This window comes from Microbacterium sp. B24 (assembly GCF_000333415.1).
Lineage (GTDB): Bacteria > Actinomycetota > Actinomycetes > Actinomycetales > Microbacteriaceae > Microbacterium.
The window spans coordinates 1-2,114 of the sequence record NZ_BADB01000316.1 but is presented as its reverse complement, the minus strand read 5'-3'; the positions used below and the strand labels follow the sequence as shown (position 1 = coordinate 2,114).

The following is a 2,114-nucleotide window of genomic DNA, read 5'->3' as shown; positions in this document are numbered from 1 at the left end:
TCATGTACTTCAACGGCGATGAGGCGTTCCACGGGGTCTATTGGCACAACAATTTCGGCACGCCGCAGAGCCACGGCTGGCGTGGGCATGCCGAACTACCGCGCAAAAGCAGATCTACGACTGGTCGCCGACGGGAGTCGACGTCTGGATCCACGACTGACGCTCGCGACGCGTTCGGAACGCCGCAACGAGAACGGCCCGGGTATCACCCCGGGCCGTTCTCGTATCCGCCTGTGGGTCAGAGCGCGTCGATGACCGCGTTGAGCGTCTCGGAGGGGCGCATCACCGCGGAGACCTTCGCCTCGTCGGGGTGGTAATAGCCGCCGATGTCGACCGGCTGGCCCTGCACCCCGTTCAGCTCGGCAACGATCTGCTGCTCCGCCGCGGCGAGCTTCTCGGCGACGGGCGCGAATGCCGCGGCGAGCTGCGCATCCGCGGTCTGACGGGCCAGCTCCTGAGCCCAGTACAGGCCGAGGTAGAAGTGGCTGCCGCGGTTGTCGATCGTCCCGAGCGAACGGCCCGGCGAACGGTCTTCCTCGAGGAAAGTGCCGGTGGCGGCATCCAGCGTGTCGGCGAGGGTCTTCGCCTTCGCGTTGCCGGTGAACTCGGCGAGATGCTCGAAGGACGCCGCCAGCGCGAAGAACTCACCGAGCGAGTCCCACCGCAGGTAGTCCTCCTCCAGCAGCTGCTGCACGTGCTTGGGAGCCGAGCCGCCCGCGCCCGTCTCGAACAGGCCGCCGCCCGCCAGCAGCGGGACGATCGAGAGCATCTTGGCCGAGGTGCCGACCTCGAGGATCGGGAACAGGTCGGTGAGGTAGTCGCGCAGCACGTTGCCGGTCACCGAGATCGTGTCCTCGCCCTTGCGCAGGCGCGCGAGCGTGTAGCGTGTCGCTTCCTCCGGAGGCAGGATCACGATGGTGATGTCGCCGGTGTCCAGCGTCGCGAGCGCCTGGTGCACCTTGCCGATGAGCTGCGCGTCGTGGGCGCGGTTGACGTCGAGCCAGAAGACGGCGGGAACGCCGGTGGCCCGCGCGCGGGTGACGGCCAGGCGCACCCAGTCCATGATCGCGATGTGCTTGGCCTGGGTCGCGCGCCAGATGTCGCCCTTCTCGACGTGGTGCTCGATGAGCACGGTGCCGGCGGAGTCCAGCACCTCGACGACACCGTCGGCGGGGATCTCGAAGGTCTTGTCGTGGCTGCCGTACTCTTCGGCGGCCTGCGCCATGAGGCCGACGTTCGGCACGGTACCGATCGTCGCCGGGTCGAGGGGGCCGTTGGCGATGACGTCGTCGATCACGGCCTGGTAGACGCCGGCGTACGACGAGTCGGGAATGACCGCGATGGTGTCGTCCTCGGCGCCGTCGACGCCCCACAGCTTGCCGCCGTTGCGCACGAGAGCGGGCATCGACGCATCGACGATGACGTCGGACGGCACGTGCAGGTTGGTGATGCCCTTGTCGCTGTTGACGTAGCTGAGCCGCGGGCCGGTCTCGAGGTCCTGCGCGATGCGGGCCGAGATCGCCTCACCGTCGGCGAGCTCGCCGAGACCGGCGAGGATCGAGCCGAGTCCGTTGTTGCCGTTGAGGCCCGCCGCGGCGAGCTGCTCTCCGTACGCGTCGAAGACGTCGGCGAAGAACGCGCGGACGACGTGGCCGAAGATGATCGGGTCGCTGACCTTCATCATCGTGGCCTTCAGGTGCACGGAGTACAGGACGTTCTCGGCCTTGGCCTGCGCGATCGTGTCGGCGAGGAAGGCGTCGAGAGCCTTCGCGGAGAGGAACGTGGCGTCCACGACCTCGCGCGGCAGCACCTTCAGCCCTTCCTTGAGAACCGTGACCGTCCCGTCCGTGGCGGTGTGACGGATGCTCAGGACGTCGTCGTGCGCGGCGATCCAGCTCTTCTCGTTGCTCTTGAAGTCGTCGTGCCCCATGGTGGCGACGCGGGTCTTGGACCCGGCCGCGAAGGGCTTGTTGCGGTGCGGGTGCTTCTTGGCGTAGTTCTTGACCGCGAGCGGCGCGCGGCGGTCGCTGTTGCCCTCGCGCAGCACGGGGTTCACCGCGGAGCCCTTGATGCGGTCGTAGCGGGCGCGGATGTCCTTCTCCTCGACCGTGGAC

General features: G+C 68.1%; 1 protein-coding gene. It reads right to left on the bottom strand.

Going from position 1 to position 2,114, the window contains the following annotated elements:
• Positions 1-238: 238 nt before the first annotated feature.
• Positions 239-2,114, bottom strand: a 1,876-nt coding sequence (locus tag I5I_RS08135) for an NADP-dependent isocitrate dehydrogenase (RefSeq protein WP_036318313.1), incomplete at its 5' end; no start/stop codon positions are given.